The sequence below is a fragment of the Microbacterium sp. Leaf203 genome (assembly GCF_001421275.1).
Classification (GTDB): domain Bacteria; phylum Actinomycetota; class Actinomycetes; order Actinomycetales; family Microbacteriaceae; genus Microbacterium; species Microbacterium testaceum_A.
The window spans coordinates 312-661 of sequence record NZ_LMKF01000016.1 but is presented as its reverse complement, the minus strand read 5'-3'; the positions used below and the strand labels follow the sequence as shown (position 1 = coordinate 661).

Below are 350 nucleotides of genomic sequence, written 5' to 3'. Positions count from 1 at the left end.
TTTGGCGACCTTGACGGCGCGCGTGAGACGGCGGCAGCGATAGGCCTGGATACGGAGATTCTCGAGGCGGATTTCACCGACAGCGAGGCAGTTTCGGCTTTTGCCGATGAAGTCGCCGCCAACCCTATCGACATCCTCATATCCAATGCGGCGATTGAGCGCCGCCGCCCTTGGGGTGACGTCGATGGGTCGCATATCCAGGCGCATGTTTCGGCAAACTTTTCCGCCTTGCTCGCCCTGACGGCAAAGCTTGTGCCGCCGATGGCAAAACGCGGCTGGGGACGTGTCGTCGCCACAGGCAGCGTGATGGCAAAGCGTCCAAGGGCGGAAACGATTGTCTATGCATCCCT

Annotated in this window: 1 protein-coding gene; it reads left to right on the top strand. The window is 60.9% G+C overall.

All coding sequences use genetic code 11. The annotated features are described in order from the left end of the window. On the top strand, positions 1-350 hold a 350-nt coding region (locus ASE56_RS17425), incomplete at both ends, for an SDR family NAD(P)-dependent oxidoreductase (RefSeq protein WP_200914076.1).